Consider the following 16,291-nt stretch of genomic DNA (forward strand, 5'->3'; position numbering starts at 1 on the left):
TAGCGCGCGCGCCGCACTGGCGACGCGGGCGCTATTTGGGCTAACCTTGTTTTTTCTCGCTGTATTCCCGCCAACCGCCGCCTAATGCTTTATACAGATTAATGATATTCAGCTGTTGCATGAGCCGTGTGCGCACCAGACGCTGTTGCGCGCCATAAAGCATACGATGGGTATCAAGCAGCGTAAGGTAGTCATCGACGCCTTCCTGAAAACGGAGTCCGGCCAGCTCATAGGCGATTTGACTGGCTTCAACCGCGCGTTGTTCTGATTGCACCTGGTCATTCAGCGTACGCTGTCCCGCCAGACCATCCGCCACGTCGCGAAAGGCTTGCTGAATAACGTTTTCATACCTGGCGATTTCAATCTGTTTTTGGACATGCGCCCTATCCAGGTCAGCGCGTAATGCGCCGCCGTGAAAGAGAGGCAAGGTGATTTGCGGTAGAAAACGCCAGCTTCCCGATCCCGGTTCAAAGAGTCCGCTAAGAGACGCGCTGGCCGTTCCCGCCGTGCCTGTCAGGCTGATGGTCGGGAAGAAGGCGGCGCGCGCTGCGCCTATTCTGGCGTTTGCGCCACGCAGCCTGTACTCGGCGGCGCGAATATCCGGGCGGCGTACCAGCAGATCTGACGGTAATCCGCCTGGCAGAGTGGTCGGGATCGCGCCTTCCGTAAGCGTGACCGCTTCGTTTAGTCGACGCGACAGTTCAGGCGTGAGCGGCTGGCCCAACAGCAATTCCAGCGCGTTACGATCCCGCGCCAACTGTCGCGTATACGCCGCGCGATTGATTTCCGCAGAACGCAGCGCGATCTCCGCCATACGCAGATCGAGCTGTGTGGCGTTGCCTGTCCGGGCAAGCTGGGTTGTCAATGTGTATGAACTTTTTTGCGCGGCCAGCGTATTTTCGGTTAAGCGCAGCAGCTCCCGGTCAGCCCGTAGCGTCAGCCAGGCGCTGGCGACTTCGGAAACCAGGCTCATTCGCGCCGCAATGTACGTCTCATCAAGCGCCATATAGGCGGCTAATGCCTGGTCGCTAAGGCTTCGCACTCGCCCCCAGAGATCCAGTTCCCAGGCCGTCGTCGCCCCAGCCATCTCGTAGCGTCGGTTAATCTCAGGCTCGTCCATGACGCTGAGATCGGCGGGAGTGCGACCGGCGTCCATGGCGGTGGCGATGCCGAGCGTCGGCAGCATCTCCGCGCGCTGAATACGGTATAACGCCCGGGCGGCTTCAACATTGAGCCCTGCCTTGCGTAAATCCCGATTATTGCGTAACGCGATCGCGATCAGTTCCTGTAGAAGCGGATCGTGGAAGAAATCACGCCAGCCAATGTCAGCGGCATCCGGCGCGCCAGAAACGGTTGACGTTGCGTAGGGATAGACCATCGCAGTCGGCGATGCGGGGCGTTCGTGCTTCGGCGCCATCGTACAGCCAGCAAGCGTGGTGACGAAAGCAAGCGTCGCCAGCGTGGCGGTCTGCCGATAGCCTGTAAAAGTGATCTTCATTATGCCATTCCCATCATTATGCTTGCTGATCATGTGAATCAACGCGGTTCTCACGCTTTAATGCCATCCTGCGAACCACCACGTAAAATACAGGCGTCAATAACAGGCCAAAGAGCGTGACGCCCAACATTCCGGCAAACACGGCGATGCCCATCGCATGTCGCATTTCCGCGCCGGCACCCGTCGCGAGTACCAGCGGTACTACGCCTGCGATAAAGGCGAAAGAGGTCATCAGGATAGGACGTAGACGCAGGCGTGACGCTTCCAGCACGGCGGTCAGCGGGTCTGCGCCGTCGTGTTCTTTGGCGCGGGCAAACTCGACAATCAAAATGGCGTTCTTGGCCGCCAGGCCGACCAGCACCACGAAACCAATCTGCGTAAAGATATTGTTATCTCCGCCAGATACCCACACGCCGACAATGGCTGAGAGTAATGACATAGGCGCAATAAGCAGGACGGCGAAGGGCAGCGACCAACTGTTATACTGCGCCGCCAGGATCAGGAAGGCCAACAGCACCGCCAGCGCAAAGATAGCAAGCGCGGAGTTGCCGGCCTGTTTTTCCTGATAAACCAGATCGGTCCATTCGAAGACCATCCCTTCCGGCAACGTTTCACGCACGATCTTTTCAATCGCGTCCGTCGCCTGTCCGGAGGAGAAGCCCGGAGCCGGTCCACCGCTAATATCTACCGAGGGGAAGCCGTTGTAATGGATGATTCTGTCCGGCCCCGACTGGCGCATAATCGTGACGAAAGCGCTAAGCGGGATCATCTCGCCCTTCGCATTGCGGACTTTAAGCAGGCCGATATCCTCTTGCTGCATACGGAATGGCGCATCGGCCTGCGCCATCACCCGCCAGGTACGGCCAAATCGGTTGAAATCGTTGACGTAAAGCGATCCGAGGTTAATTTGCAACGTTTCAAAGATGTCGGTGAGCGATACCCCCATTGATTTCGCCTTCACCCGGTCGATATCCACCTGTAATTGCGGGGCGTTCGTCTGGAAACTGGCCAGCATATTGGCCAGTTCGGGCGTCTGCATCGCCTTAGACATAATCTCGCTTTGCACCTTTGTCATCGCTTCAAATCCCAGTTCCGCACGATCTTCAATCTGCAATTTAAAGCCGCCCGTCGCGCCAAGCCCTGGAACCGGCGGCGGCGGGAAGATGCCAATAAACCCGTCGGGAATGTGGCTAAATTTGTGCATTAGCTTTCCGGCGATAGCGTTAGCGGAAAGTGAAGGATCTTCACGCTCGTCAAAGGGTTTCAGCATGGCGAACATCAGCGCCGAATTTGGCACATTTACCGGGCCGTTAACCGACAGACCGGGGAAGACGACGACGCTTTCAACGCCGGGTTCCGCCAGCGCGATAGCGGACATCTGTTTTACGACCGCCTCTGTGCGATCCAACGATGCGCCGCTTGGGAGCTGGGCGATGCCGACGAGATAGTATTTATCCTGCGCAGGCACAAACCCGTTCGGCACCTGATGGAAGCCAAGCCAGGTCAGCCCCACAAAGCCAGCATAGAGCACCATCACAATGACGCTGCCGCGCACGGCCCGACGGACGGCGCTAACATAGCGGTTCGACGCGCTGTCGAAGAAACGGTTAAAGCGATGGAAAAAACCGCCAGTGACCGTGCCCATCAACCGCGTTAGCCAGTCAGCCTTCGCAGTATCGTGGTGCGGTCTTAGCAAAATGGCGGCCAGCGCAGGGGAGAGCGTCAGCGAGTTAATGGCCGAAAGGATGGTCGAAATAGCGATGGTCAACGCGAACTGACGATAAAACTCACCCTGCAGGCCCGCCAGGAATGCGGAAGGGATAAAGACTGCCGTTAGCACCGAGGTAATAGAAAGAATGGGACCAGTGACTTCATCCATCGCCTTCTTTGCCGCCTCTCCGGGGCTTTTGCCCTGCGAGATATGACGTTCCACGTTTTCGACCACAACGATGGCGTCATCGACAACGATACCTATCGACAGGACCAAACCAAACAGCGAAAGCGTATTCAGCGAAAAGCCAAACAGGTGCATCAAGGCAAAGGTGCCGACCAGCGAAACGGGAACCGCCACCAGAGGAATAATGGACGCCCGCCAGGTTTGCAGGAACAGCACCACGACAAGGACGACCAGCACGAGGGCTTCCAGCAAGGTAATCGCCACCGATTGTAGCGATGCGCGCACGAAGACCGTAGGATCATAGGCAATCCGGTATTCGATATCCTGCGGGAAGTTTTGCTGCAACTCATCCATTTTGCCGCGAATCGCGTTAGACACGTCAATCGCATTGGCGCCCGGACTTTGAATAATCTGTAACGCTGGCGCCGCTTCGCCATTCAGTAAACTGCGCAGCGTATAGGCATCTGCGCCCAGCGTGACGCGGGCGACATCACGCAGTCGCGTCACCTCGCCGTCAGCGCCGATTTTTACCACAATCTCGCCGAACTGTTCTTCGCTGGTCAGGCGGCCCAGCGTGTTTACTGTCATCTGAAAAGCGGCGGAGGCCTCCGGCTGTTGCCCGACGGAACCGGCGGCGACCTGTACGTTTTGTTCCCGCAACGCCGTAACGATATCACTGGCGGTAAGACCGCGGTTGGCGATTTTCGCCGGGTCCAGCCAGACGCGCATGGCGTACTCGCCCGCGCCCCAGACGAGAACATCGCCGACGCCGGGTAAACGGGCCAGCTCGTCGCGAACCTGCCGGATGGCGAAGTTAGACAGGTAAAGCGAGTCATAGCGTTTTTGCGGCGAGACAAGATGGACCACCATCAACATATCGGGGGACGTTTTCTCCGTTACAACGCCAATTCGCTGGACTTCTTCGGGCAGGCGAGGCAGCGCGCGGGATACCCGGTTTTGCACCTGAATTTGCGCCATATCAGGATCGGTTCCCTGTTCGAAGGCGATAGAGATAACCATGCGACCATCAATGGCCATCTGGGTATTCATATACAACATGCCGTCAACGCCGTTGATCACCTGTTCCAGCGGCGCGGCTACCGTATCGGCAATCACTTGCGGGTTAGCGCCGGGGTAGCTGGCGCTAACCTGTACCGTGGGCGGCGTAACGGCCGGATATTCACTCAGCGGCAGTTTTAAAAAGGCGATAGCGCCAGCCAGCAGCATTAACAGCGACAGGACGATGGCGAAGATGGGCCGTGCGATGAAAAAGTGGGTGAATTTCATTGGCGCACCGCCTTCGACGCACTGTCGCCGTCCGCTTTAGTCAATGTCGCGGTCTGTTTATCGGGCATATTCTGCCGCATCGGCACCAGACGCGGCGCAACGGTCATGCCAGGACGCACCAGCCCCTTGAGGATGATTTTTTCTCCCGGCTGTACTCCCTGTGTAACGACGCGGAGTCCATCGACCATTTGTCCCAACTCAACCGGACGATACTCCACCTGATTCTCCTTGCCGACGATCAGCACATAGTTTTTGCCCTGATCGGCGCTCACCGCCAGATCGTCAATCAGCACGGTTTCCCGCGGCTCGCCGATGGGCAAACTGATTCGGGCAAACAGGCCGGGAGAAAGCATTCCGTCGGGGTCAGGAATCACGGCGCGCGCCCGGATAGTGCCGGTGCTGCGGTTCATCTGATTGCCCATAAAGTCGAGTACGCCCTGATAAGGCAGCCCGTTATCGGTGGTTAACCCCATGTTGACTACCGGTGGATTTTTGTCGGAGCGGGTATGCCGTAACGCCTTCAGCCAGGTGGCTTCGTCAATATCGAAATACACATACATGGGATTGTGAGACACGATAGTCGTCAAAAGCGTGGCGTTACCCGCTACGCCGCCGCTGACCAGATTGCCCCGGGTCACCAGTATGCGGTCAACGCGTCCGGCAATGGGCGCTGTAATACGGGTCCAGGAGAGTTCAAGGCGCGCTGCGGCGACGGCGGCTTTGGCCGATTGCATCTGCGCCTGTCGCGCATTACGCGTGGCGGTGACATCGTCAGCGTTTTTACGTGATACGGCGCCGCTGGCGACCAGTCGTTGAATGCGATCGAAATCCGCCTGCGCCTGGCGGGCCAGTACTTCAGCCTGACGTAATTGCGCGACGGCGGTGTCGAGGGCGACCTCGAACGGGCGCGGATCGATCTGGAACAGCAGTTGTCCGCGGCTTACCAGACGTCCTTCCGGAACGCTGACGGCGTCAAGGGTTCCTCCCACGCGCGAACGCAGCTCTACGGTCTCCGGCGCGGCCAGAAAACCGGTGAATTCCGCCGTAGGCGCGAGTGTGCGGCTAAGGGCTTTAGCAACCGGTACCGACGGTGGAGGCGGTGCGCTGGCCGGTGGTCCGACGGCGTTGTCTTTATCCCATAGTGCTTCGCCGGCAATGTAAATCACGCCCCCGATGGCGGCGATGACGCCGGCTATCAACATAATTTTGAATGTTCTACGCATGTCGTTTCCCTCTTTACCGCAGCGTGTCGGCCATTCCGCAACGCTGCCGCAGAATTTTTGGCAAAGGCTAGGCGTTACAACGAAGGAAAGGTCAAGCGTTCCTGACGGGTTTTTACGGGGCGTGGGTCGGCATCGTGGCGTAAATGTCTCGCATCATCCTCTTTTATGAGCCATCTCACATTCTCGCCGAACCGTGCAGCCTGAATACGCTTGACCTTCCCACAATGGCAAGCTTTAGGCTTTCTGATACCGAATAGTCAGGATGGGGAACTCGTCATGAGTCAGTCAGAAAATCGTCACGACACGATAAGCTTGCTTATTGAAGGTATGACCTGCGCGTCGTGCGTCGCTCGCGTTGAAAAAGGTATTAAGGCTGTGCCTGGCGTAACGGACGCTACGGTGAATCTGGCGACGGAGCGCGCCACCGTCCGCGGGACGGCGTCGGCGGAGGCGGTGATCGCGGCGATTGAAAAAACGGGGTATGAGGCGCGACCGGTAGAGACGGCGGGGCAGGGCGAAGACGACTCTGAAGAGAAAAAAGAGGCCGAGCGCGTCAGGCTGAAGCGCGATCTGATTCTCGCCAGCGTGCTGGCGCTCCCCGTTTTTGTGCTTGAAATGGGCTCGCACCTTATTCCTGGTATGCACGAGTGGGTGATAAAAACGATTGGCCTGCAACAAAGCTGGTACTGGCAATTTGCACTGACCCTGTTGGTGCTGACGATCCCCGGTCGCCGTTTTTACCTTAAAGGGTTCCCGGCGCTGGCGCGTCTGGCGCCGGACATGAACTCGCTGGTCGCCGTGGGAACCGCAGCGGCATTCGGCTACTCGCTGGTGGCGACCTTTACGCCCGACCTGTTGCCTGAAGGGACGGTAAACGTCTATTACGAGGCCGCCGCAGTGATTGTCGCGCTTATTCTGCTGGGGCGCTTTCTGGAGGCAAGGGCGAAGGGGCGGACTTCCGAAGCGATTAAACGTCTGGTGGGGCTACAGGCGCGGGTCGCGCATGTGTTACGCGAGGGCCGCATCGTGGATATCCCTGTCGACGAGGTTGTGCTGGGCGACTGTGTGGAGGTTCGGCCAGGCGAGCGGATACCGGTTGACGGCGAAGTGACCGAAGGCCGCAACTTCGTTGACGAGTCGATGATTACCGGCGAACCGATACCGGTAGAGAAATCCGCAGGAAGCGCGGTGGTGGGCGGTACCGTAAACCAAAAAGGCGCGCTCACGCTGCGGGCGACCGCCGTCGGCGGACAGACCATGCTGGCGCAAATCATTCGTCTGGTGGAACAGGCGCAGGGTTCAAAACTGCCGATTCAGGCCGTCGTGGATAAAGTGACGCTGTGGTTTGTCCCGATGGTAATGCTTATTGCTGCGCTGACCTTTGTGGTATGGCTGGCGTTTGGGCCGTCGCCAGCGCTGACTTTCGCTCTGATCAATGGCGTTGCGGTTCTGATTATCGCCTGTCCTTGCGCGATGGGCCTGGCGACGCCGACCTCCATTATGGTGGGAACCGGTCGTGGGGCGGAAATGGGCGTGCTTTTCCGTAAGGGGGAGGCGTTACAGCTACTCAAAGACGCTAAGGTGGTGGCCGTAGACAAAACCGGGACGCTTACCGAAGGCCGCCCGGTACTGACCGATCTCAACGTGGCCAGCGGCTTTGAACGCCGTGAGGTGCTGGCGAAAGTCGCGGCGGTAGAATCGCGCTCAGAGCATCCGATTGCCCGTGCGATTGTCGTGTCGGCAGAAGAGGAAGGGATCGCGCTACCAGGCATGAGCGGCTTCGAATCGGTGACCGGGATGGGCGTATACGCTACCGTTGACGGTACGCGTGTTGACGTGGGGGCCGATCGCTATATGCACGAAATTAGCGTGGATATTAGCGGCTTCGCCACCACCGCCGAACGGTTAGGACAGGAAGGGAAATCGCCGCTCTATGCGGCTATTGACGGTCAACTGGCGGCGATTATCGCCGTGGCCGATCCGATCAAACCCAGTACGCCCGCCGCAATTAACGCTTTACATCAGCTCGGCATTAAGGTCGCCATGATCACTGGCGATAATGCCCGCACGGCACAGGCTATCGCCAGACAGTTAGGGATTGATGACGTGGTTGCCGAGGTATTGCCGGAAGGGAAAGTCGAGGCGATACGGCGCCTGAAAGCGGCGTATGGGCAGGTGGCGTTTGTCGGCGATGGCATCAACGATGCGCCAGCGCTGGCGGAGTCCGACGTGGGGCTGGCGATTGGCACCGGCACCGATGTGGCGGTGGAATCCGCCGACGTCGTACTAATGTCCGGCAACCTGCAAGGCGTGCCGAATGCTATCGCGCTGTCTAAAGCGACCATCCGCAATATCCACCAGAATCTGTTCTGGGCCTTTGCTTACAATACGGCGCTGATTCCTGTCGCGGCAGGCGCGCTATTTCCGGTCTGGGGCATATTATTGTCCCCGGTATTCGCCGCAGGGGCGATGGCGATGTCGAGCGTGTTCGTGCTGGGCAACGCTTTGCGGCTGCGCCGTTTCCGGGCGCCGATGACAACCCCATCCGACACATCCACGACATGAGGAGGAGCGTCATGAACATCGGTAAAGCAGCTAAAGCATCGAAAGTCTCGGCCAAAATGATTCGCTACTATGAACAGATTGGTCTGATTCCCGCGGTAAGTCGGACGGATTCCGGCTATCGGGCCTATACCCAGGCTGATGTTAATCAATTGCATTTTATACGCCGCGCGCGCGACCTCGGCTTTTCAGTTGCTGAAATCAGCGACTTACTGAATCTTTGGAATAACCAGTCGCGGCAAAGCGCTGACGTCAAACGCCTGGCGCAGACGCACATTGATGAACTGGACAGACGTATCCAGAACATGCAGCACATGGCGCAAACCCTCAAAGCGCTGATTCACTGCTGCGCCGGCGACGCGCTGCCAGATTGCCCCATTCTGCATACGCTTGGACAACCTGACGATAGCGAGCCGGAGGCGCGTACCGGAGCGGTATTGCGTCGTCCTCGTCGCCACGGACTGGCAAAGCGTCTGTAAGTCCTGAGATTACGCTTGACCTTCCAACACTGGCAAGGCCCAGACTGGCAACAGTTCCCACACAAAAGGAGTTCACTATGCAGTTCCATATTGATGACATGACCTGCGGCGGCTGCGCCAGTACGGTAAAAAAGACGATTCTGACTCTCGATGCTAATGCGACGGTGAGAACCGACCCGGCGACGCGTCTGGTTGACGTTGAAACATCGCTATCCGCGGAGCAAATTGCCGCCGCCCTGCAAAAGGCCGGTTTCCCGCCGCGCGAGAGGTAATCGGCAATGGCGATCGGTCTGGCGACAGGCCGGTCGCGATACGCTAGCCACGCTTCGCTTTTCTTTGTGTGAGATAATCCCCATAAAAAATGTGACAAATCATGTGCCAGTAAGCTTTGTTAATAATATGTAATGATTTGTCTATTTTTGCTAACATTTTACCTGCTATATACAAAAAGATAACAAATAAGTAGCGCAACGCTACCTTGTTACGTCGCTTTGACGACGGGAGCGCTCCAGCGTTTCGCCGCTTCAAAGCTTGATGTTATTTTTTGATGCAGGACACTACCTATGTACACCCCCCTGAACTGGACGACGACACAACGACATGTGGCGTTTGCCAGCTTTACCAGTTGGATGCTGGATGCGTTTGATTTCTTTATCCTTGTCTTTGTACTTAGCGATCTCGCCGAATGGTTTCACGCTTCCGTATCGGACGTTTCCATTGCGATTATGCTGACCCTGGCGGTACGTCCCATTGGCGCGCTGCTATTTGGCCGAATGGCGGAAAAGTACGGACGTCGACCGATACTGATGCTCAATATTCTGTTCTTTACGGTGTTTGAACTGCTTTCCGCCTGGTCGCCCACCTTCATGGCATTTCTGATTTTTCGGGTCATGTACGGCGTGGCGATGGGCGGGATATGGGGCGTTGCGTCATCACTGGCGATGGAAACCATTCCCGATCGTTCGCGTGGCCTGATGTCGGGCATTTTTCAGGCGGGCTATCCCTGCGGCTATCTGTTCGCCTCGGTTATTTTTGGCCTCTTCTACAGTATGGTAGGCTGGCGCGGCATGTTCCTGATTGGCGCCCTGCCTGTTGTCTTGCTGCCTTATATCTGGTTTAAAGTGCCGGAATCCCCCGTCTGGCTGGCGGCCAGAGCGCGTAAAGAGAATACCGCGCTGCTTCCTGTTCTGCGCAAACAGTGGAAGTTGTGTCTGTATCTGGTGCTGGTCATGGCGTTCTTTAACTTTTTCAGTCACGGCACGCAGGATCTCTATCCTACCTTCCTGAAGATGCAGCATGGTTTTGATCCGCATCTGATCAGTATCATTGCGATTTTTTATAACATTGCCGCCATGCTCGGCGGTATTTTCTACGGTACGCTATCGGAACGTATTGGGCGTAAAAAAGCGATCATGATCGCCGCCTTTCTTGCGCTTCCGGTACTCCCGCTATGGGCATTTTCCAGCGGATCATTCACGATTGGCCTGGGCGCGTTCCTGATGCAGTTTATGGTGCAGGGCGCCTGGGGTGTCGTGCCGACCTGGCTGAACGAGCTGGTTCCGGCGAATGCGCGCGCTGTACTGCCAGGGTTTGTTTACCAACTCGGTAATTTACTGGCGTCGGTTAATGCGACGTTACAGGCCCGCATCGCGGAAACGCATGGTGGCAATTACGGGTTGGCAATGGCGATCGTGGCTGGCGCGGTGGCTATTTTAATCTGTGTATTTGTGGCATTTGGTCGCGAGACCCGGGGAGTCGTCATCTCCGGTACAGATAGCGACGCCCTCCCGGAGTCGGCCATCGGTCATCGCACGTAAACACTACGCTCCTGGCGCATACTGTCGCCGGGAGCGCTCCTTCCTCCTGTGGTTTTTACGCCCTTTCAACGAACAACAAAGGTTAATGATGGCATCTGCCTTTCGTGACCATTACAATCATCGCTTACTTTTTTCTTTATAAGAAATTGATTGTTGGACCTTAAAATTGTCAACGGAGCGAAGATATCATGTTGAAAGATAACCAAAAACACAACGAGTCTGTTGCCCCGAATAGCGCCTTTCTGTCTGAGTTACAACGTGCATTACCGGAATTTTTTACCGCCGATCGCTATAACGAGCAGGGCGAACTGATCGCGAAAGGCGGATTTGATCTCGCCAAATTTGAGCGCGCGTTGAAAGCGCGTAATATTGATGAGCTGACTAGCGGTTATCAGATTGATTTTATTGGCAAAGATTACGCAAAAAAACAGGCGGGTGAAAAATCCGTTACCGTTATCGTTCCTGACGTGGAACACAATACTCTGGCAGAAAATAAAAACAGCCATAATCTTTTTCTGACCGGAGATAATCTGGATGTGTTACGCCATCTGCAAAATAATTACGCCGATACCGTCGATATGATCTATATCGATCCCCCTTATAACACCGGGTCGGACGGGTTTGTCTATCCCGATCATTTTGAATATAGCGATCGGGCGTTGCAGGATATGTTTGGTCTTAATGATACTGAACTGGCACGTTTAAAATCCATTCAGGGTAAATCGACGCACTCCGCGTGGTTATCTTTCATGTATCCGCGTCTTTTCCTGGCCAGGAAGCTCCTGAAAGATACCGGATTTATTTTTATCTCTATCGACGATAATGAGTACGCCAATCTTAAATTAATGATGGATGAGATTTTTGGCGAAGGCGGATTTGTCACCAATGTGATGTGGAAGCGCAAAAAAGAGATTTCTAACGACTCTGATAACGTTTCCATCCAGGGGGAATACATTCTTGTTTACGCCAAAACCGGTCAGGGCGCTTTACGTTTAGAACCGCTTTCTAAAGAGTATATTCAGAAATCCTATAAAGAACCGACCGAACAGTTTCCAGAAGGGAAATGGCGACCGGTGCCGTTAACGGTGTCAAAAGGGCTGAGCGGCGGCGGCTATACCTATAAAATTACCACGCCGAACGGTACGGTACACGAAAGACTATGGGCTTATCCTGAAGCCAGTTACCAAAAACTGGTGGCCGATAATCTGGTCTATTTTGGCAAAGATAACGGCGGTATTCCCCAGCGAGTCATGTACGCGCACCACAGTAAAGGGCAGCCAACGACCAATTACTGGGATAACGTAGCGTCGAATAAAGAGGGGAAAAAGGAGATTCTGGATCTCTTCGGCGACAACGTTTTTGATACGCCGAAACCGACCGCATTATTGAAGAAAATCATCAAGCTCGCTATCGATAAAGACGGCGTCGTCCTAGACTTTTTTGCCGGTTCCGGCACTACGGCCCATGCGGTGATGGCGCTGAATGAAGAAGATGGGGGGCAGCGCACGTTTATTCTGTGTACTATCGATCAGGCATTAAGCAATAACACTATCGCGAAAAAAGCAGGTTATAACACTATTGATGAAATCAGCCGCGAGCGAATTACACGCGTTGCGGCGAAGATCCGCGCCAACAATCCCGCGGCCAATAGCGACCTCGGTTTTAAACATTATCGTTTTGCCACTCCGACACAGCAGACGCTGGACGATCTGGATAGCTTCGATATTGCTACCGGCCATTTTATCAATACCAGCGGTCAACTGGCCGCTTTCACCGAGTCAGGATTTACCGACATGATCAATCCTTTTTCCGCCAGAGGATTGGGCGTGCCGGGCGGCGCAAGCGGCGAAGAGACCTTATTAACGACATGGCTGGTCGCCGATGGTTATAAAATGGATATTGACGTACAGACCATTGATTTTTCCGGCTATTGCGCCAGGTATGTTGATAATACGCGCCTGTATCTGATTGATGAACGATGGGGAACCGAGCAGACCCGCGATCTTCTCAACCACATTGGTACGCACCAGCTTCCGGTTCAGACCATTGTCATTTACGGCTACTCTTTCGACCTTGAATCCATTCGTGAACTGGAAATCGGCTTAAAACAGCTTGATCAAAAAGTGAACCTGGTGAAGCGTTATTAAGAGGGGATGATGATGAATATTTTACTGGAAGAACTTCCCCATCAGGAACAGGCGTTAGCGGCGATTCTGGCGAGTTTCACCGGTATCGATCACGCGCAGGCCGATCATAATCACTATGCTAATCCGCTGATTAAGGAACGTTACGACGATAAGGCCAATATTGACGTTAAAATGGAGACCGGGACGGGCAAAACCTATGTCTATACCCGGTTGATGTATGAACTGCATCAGAACTACGGCCTCTTCAAATTTGTGCTGGTGGTGCCGACGCCAGCCATTAAAGAAGGCGCGCGGAACTTTATCACCAGCGATTACGCCAGACAGCATTTTTCACAGTTCTACGAAAATACGCGGATGGAACTTTGCACCATTAACGCCGGTGATTTTAAAGTAAAGTCGGGGCGTAAAAATTTTCCGGCTCAGCTATTAAGTTTTACCGATGCCAGCCGTCGTGATAGCCATACGATTCAGGTTTTGCTGATCAATGCGCAAATGCTCAATTCCGCCAGTATGACGCGAGACGATTACGATCAAACGCTCCTGGGCGGACTGACGTCGCCTGTTAAAGGGCTGCAAATGACGCGACCGGTGGTCATTATTGATGAACCGCATCGTTTTGCGCGAGATAACAAATTTTATCGAGCGATTCAGGCCATTCAGCCGCAAATGATCGTCCGCTTTGGCGCTACCTTCCCGGATATTGTCGAAGGTAAGGGTAAAAATAAATGTGTACGTAAAGATTACTATCGCCGGCAACCGCAGTTTGATCTCAACGCGGTGGACAGTTTTAACGATGGTTTGGTGAAAGGTATTGATATTTATTACCCAAATCTCCCCGAAGAACAGGCCAACAATCGTTATATCGTTGACAGCGTCACGGCAAAGAAATTAATCCTCCGACGGGGGAGCAAAATTGCCGAGGTTGGCGTGGGCGAAAATCTCGCCGATGTCGATGCAGGATTTGAGGGCAGTATTGAATATGCCGGCAGTAAAATGTTGTCGAACGATCTGGAGCTGGAGGCAGGGATGGCGCTGGTGCCAGGAACCTTTGGCGCAAGCTACCAGGAACTGATTATTCAGGACGCCATTGATAAGCATTTTGATACCGAGCAGGCAAATTTCTTACGCAGCAATGAGCCAGAAAATAATGCCCCGCGTATTAAGACCTTAAGCCTTTTCTTTATTGACAGTATTAAAAGCTATCGTGATGACGAAGGCTGGTTGAAAGTCACTTTTGAGCGTTTGCTGAAAAAGAAACTGACGCAACTGATTGACGATTATCAGCGCAAGACCCTGCCGCGAGAAGTGGAGTATCTGTCGTTTCTGCAGGCCACGCTCGCCAGCCTGCACTCGGATAACCAAAACGTCCACGCTGGTTACTTTGGCGAAGACCGCGGAAGCGGCGATGAGGCGATCCAGGCTGAGGTAGATGATATTCTGAAAAATAAAGAGAAGTTGCTCAGTTTTTCAGACCATCACGGCAACTGGGAAACGCGCCGCTTTCTGTTTTCAAAATGGACGCTTCGCGAAGGCTGGGATAACCCGAATGTTTTTGTCATTGCTAAATTACGTTCTTCCGGTAGCGAGTCGAGCAAAATTCAGGAAGTGGGGCGCGGTCTGCGGCTACCGGTAGATGAAAACGGTCATCGCGTTCATCAGGAAGAGTGGCCGTCCCGGCTGTCGTTTCTGATTGGTTATGATGAAAAAACGTTTGCCAGTATGCTGGTTGATGAGATTAATCGCGACAGCAAAGTTCAGCTTAACGAGCAGAAACTGGATGAGGTGATGATCACACTCATCGTCACCGAGCGACAAAAAGTCGATCCTGCGTTTACGGAGCTTCGTTTGCTGGAAGATCTGGATGATAAAAAACTGATCAACCGGAGTAATGAGTTTAAACCCAGCGTCACGCTTAACGGGGAAACTAAAAGTGGTTTTGCGTGGCTACTGGAGTTCTATCCTGAGCTGACGCAGGCGCGGGTGCGAGCGGATCGCATTCGTGACAATAAGCCCGCCTCCCGACTGCGAGTCAGGTTACGCAAAGAGAATTGGGAACAACTTAGCAGTATCTGGGAGCAGTTTTCCCGCCGTTATATGCTGCAATTCGAGCGTAGCGGCGCTTCTTTGGAACAGATTGCCGCCGAGGTGCTGCGCGATCCGGCGCTGTATATACGCCAGAAGCCAAGCCAGGTGCAACAACGGCTGGTATCGAATGAAGATAATGGCCGTTTTGAAGTGGCGCAGCGGGAAGGCGAATTAGCCGCCAGCGAATTTATGGCGGGCATGAAATATGGCCATTTTCTTAAGCAACTGGCGTTACGTACCAGTCTGCCGGTTAACGTCCTGCACCCGGTGTTAATGGCGATGCTGCGTGATGTTTTACACGGAGATTCACGCTATTTAAGCGAGATCTCGTTGGACAATATGACCCGCGCGTTACAGACACGGATTAATGCGCATTTTGCGCAGCGCCACGATTATCTGCCTCTCGATTTTCAGGCTTCAACGTCGGTATTTGATTCCACGGCACGGCAGTTCAGAGAGGAGATTAGCGCTGAAATTGTGGGGAAAAATGTGGATGAGAATGCGATAGACGATCCCCGTTCTCTCTATCAAATACCGCCGTTGCGTTATGACAGCGTCGATCCAGAATTGCCGCTATTAAAATACGATTATCCGCAACAGGTTTCTGTGTTTGGCAAACTGCCTAAGCGGGCCATTCAGATCCCCAAATATACGGGGGGCTCTACTACGCCGGATTTTGTGTACCGTATTGAGCGTCAGGACGCCGACAGCGTTTATTTACTGGTTGAAACTAAAGCAGAAAATATGCGCGTAGGCGATCAGGTTATTCTTGATGCGCAACGTAAATTCTTCGATATGCTGCGTCGGCAAAATATCAATGTCGAGTTTGCGGAAGCAACCAGCGCGCCAGCGGTATTTTCTACGATCAATGGCTTGATTGAGGGGAAGGTAAACTAACGGGTTTGAATGGACCTTAACGGTTATCTTTTTGATAGACCATATAAAATGGCCGCCGCGCAGCGAGCGTTGCGGTCATTCTCCCTGTGCTAATCCCCCGTCCCGTAAACCGCGTTGACTTGAAGGTTATCGTTTTACGTCTATTCTTAACTTTCAGCTAAGCGTATTTTGCTGAAATTGCAAATAGTCTTGAGGACGCTGTTTTTTTGTTTTGCCGTTATTTTTATAACGGCCAGGTAGATATTGCCAATTGAATGTAACTAAGGGAGACATGTTATGCTAAATAGATACTACCGTTTCGCTGTCGAAAAAGACGACCCCTCCGAAGCGCCAGAGTCGGGCGATAAGCCTGACAGCCAGCCGCAAAAAAAATCGTAATTTATCTGGATATTCCCCGAC

10 protein-coding genes are annotated in these 16,291 nt (G+C 54.1%); 7 read left to right on the forward strand and 3 right to left on the reverse strand.

The features are described 5' to 3' along the window. Positions 1 to 40: 40 nt before the first annotated feature. Genes mdsC through mdsA form a run of 3 tightly spaced genes read right to left on the reverse strand, consistent with a single transcriptional unit; the run spans position 41 to position 5,905 of the window. A complete protein-coding gene (gene mdsC / locus ACLJRE_RS18155; protein WP_001610632.1) occupies positions 41 to 1,498 on the reverse strand; it encodes a multidrug efflux transporter outer membrane subunit MdsC in 1,458 nt (485 codons plus the stop codon). A 16-nt stretch (positions 1,499 to 1,514) separates the two neighbouring features. After that, positions 1,515 to 4,682: a multidrug efflux RND transporter permease subunit MdsB gene (gene mdsB, locus ACLJRE_RS18160; protein ID WP_000673153.1), complete on the reverse strand. Its 3,168-nt coding sequence runs from the start codon at positions 4,680 to 4,682 to the stop codon at positions 1,515 to 1,517. Then, the gene (gene mdsA, locus ACLJRE_RS18165; RefSeq protein WP_023212881.1) at positions 4,679 to 5,905 is read right to left on the reverse strand and encodes a multidrug efflux RND transporter periplasmic adaptor subunit MdsA; all 1,227 of its coding nucleotides are present in this window, start codon (positions 5,903 to 5,905) and stop codon (positions 4,679 to 4,681) included. The genes mdsB and mdsA overlap by 4 nt, the downstream gene beginning before the upstream one ends. Before the next feature lie 276 nt (positions 5,906 to 6,181). Here mdsA and golT point away from each other — a divergent pair, with 276 nt between their 5' ends. From golT to ssaA, 7 genes are all read left to right on the forward strand, one after another. After that, positions 6,182 to 8,470: a gold/copper-translocating P-type ATPase GolT gene (golT, locus tag ACLJRE_RS18170; RefSeq protein WP_023212882.1), complete on the forward strand. Its 2,289-nt coding sequence runs from the start codon at positions 6,182 to 6,184 to the stop codon at positions 8,468 to 8,470. 11 nt (positions 8,471 to 8,481) lie between these two features. Continuing rightward, the gene (gene golS, locus ACLJRE_RS18175; protein WP_001020590.1) at positions 8,482 to 8,946 is read left to right on the forward strand and encodes an Au(I) sensor transcriptional regulator GolS; all 465 of its coding nucleotides are present in this window, start codon (positions 8,482 to 8,484) and stop codon (positions 8,944 to 8,946) included. A gap of 77 nt (positions 8,947 to 9,023) precedes the next feature. Continuing rightward, a complete protein-coding gene (gene golB / locus ACLJRE_RS18180; protein WP_001159470.1) occupies positions 9,024 to 9,218 on the forward strand; it encodes a gold resistance metallochaperone GolB in 195 nt (64 codons plus the stop codon). Positions 9,219 to 9,509: 291 nt separating this feature from the next. Next, positions 9,510 to 10,763 carry an MFS transporter gene (locus ACLJRE_RS18185; protein WP_000288502.1) on the forward strand — a complete coding sequence of 418 codons (1,254 nt, stop codon included), beginning with the start codon at positions 9,510 to 9,512 and terminating at the stop codon, positions 10,761 to 10,763. Positions 10,764 to 10,951: 188 nt separating this feature from the next. Next, positions 10,952 to 12,910: a site-specific DNA-methyltransferase gene (locus ACLJRE_RS18190; RefSeq protein ID WP_000910359.1), complete on the forward strand. Its 1,959-nt coding sequence runs from the start codon at positions 10,952 to 10,954 to the stop codon at positions 12,908 to 12,910. A 9-nt stretch (positions 12,911 to 12,919) separates the two neighbouring features. Beyond that, positions 12,920 to 15,892, forward strand: a complete 2,973-nt coding sequence (locus tag ACLJRE_RS18195; protein WP_077944342.1) for a type III restriction-modification system endonuclease — start codon at positions 12,920 to 12,922, stop codon at positions 15,890 to 15,892. A 276-nt stretch (positions 15,893 to 16,168) separates the two neighbouring features. Next, positions 16,169 to 16,270, forward strand: coding sequence for a small effector SsaA (ssaA, locus tag ACLJRE_RS18200; protein ID WP_000934834.1), 102 nt, complete (start codon positions 16,169 to 16,171; stop codon positions 16,268 to 16,270). Positions 16,271 to 16,291: the final 21 nt, after the last annotated feature.

It is taken from the genome of Salmonella sp. SAL04157, from assembly GCF_046551635.1.
Classification (GTDB): Bacteria; Pseudomonadota; Gammaproteobacteria; order Enterobacterales; family Enterobacteriaceae; genus Salmonella; species Salmonella enterica.

Excerpts from the sequence above, each read along its gene's own strand:
- mdsC (WP_001610632.1), bottom strand. The coding sequence starts at position 1,498 with ATGAAGATCACTTTTACAGGCTATCGGCAGACCGCCACGCTGGCGACG.
- mdsB (WP_000673153.1), bottom strand. The coding sequence starts at position 4,682 with ATGAAATTCACCCACTTTTTCATCGCACGGCCCATCTTCGCCATCGTC.
- mdsA (WP_023212881.1), bottom strand. The coding sequence starts at position 5,905 with ATGCGTAGAACATTCAAAATTATGTTGATAGCCGGCGTCATCGCCGCC.
- golT (WP_023212882.1), top strand. The coding sequence starts at position 6,182 with ATGAGTCAGTCAGAAAATCGTCACGACACGATAAGCTTGCTTATTGAA.
- golS (WP_001020590.1), top strand. The coding sequence starts at position 8,482 with ATGAACATCGGTAAAGCAGCTAAAGCATCGAAAGTCTCGGCCAAAATG.
- golB (WP_001159470.1), top strand. The coding sequence starts at position 9,024 with ATGCAGTTCCATATTGATGACATGACCTGCGGCGGCTGCGCCAGTACG.
- ACLJRE_RS18185 (WP_000288502.1), top strand. The coding sequence starts at position 9,510 with ATGTACACCCCCCTGAACTGGACGACGACACAACGACATGTGGCGTTT.
- ACLJRE_RS18190 (WP_000910359.1), top strand. The coding sequence starts at position 10,952 with ATGTTGAAAGATAACCAAAAACACAACGAGTCTGTTGCCCCGAATAGC.
- ACLJRE_RS18195 (WP_077944342.1), top strand. The coding sequence starts at position 12,920 with ATGATGAATATTTTACTGGAAGAACTTCCCCATCAGGAACAGGCGTTA.
- ssaA (WP_000934834.1), top strand. The coding sequence starts at position 16,169 with ATGCTAAATAGATACTACCGTTTCGCTGTCGAAAAAGACGACCCCTCC.